This window comes from Collinsella sp. AM18-10 (assembly GCF_003471585.1).
In the GTDB taxonomy this organism is placed as follows: Bacteria; Actinomycetota; Coriobacteriia; order Coriobacteriales; family Coriobacteriaceae; genus Collinsella.
On the sequence record NZ_QRJO01000025.1, the window covers coordinates 13,034 to 13,302 of the forward strand.

Consider the following 269-nt stretch of genomic DNA (forward strand, 5'->3'; position numbering starts at 1 on the left):
ACCGATTCGGGCGCGTTCAAAATGCGGATTCGGGCGGTGCTTGCCGCCTGCCAGACACGCCAGTGGTCAAAAAACGCCGTTTGTGAGTACTGTCACAAACGGCGTATCATTTTAGGTGCGGAAAATAATGAACAAAGTTATAAGAACTGTACGTTAATGAGTGACCATCGACTTCCAATTTGGCGCTAGCTGACGGTGATTAGGAAGTTTCAAGGTAGCGCACAGAGATGTGGTGTAAGAGGCGGGGCATGCCCCGCCTCCGCCCTTTC

The 269-nt window shown here is 51.7% G+C and carries 1 protein-coding gene; it reads left to right on the forward strand.

Features of this window, described 5'->3' with window-relative positions; all coding sequences use genetic code 11:
* Window positions 1-189, forward strand: a 189-nt coding sequence (locus tag DW211_RS10350) for a hypothetical protein (RefSeq protein WP_233540993.1), incomplete at its 5' end; no start/stop codon positions are given.
* Window positions 190-269: the final 80 nt, after the last annotated feature.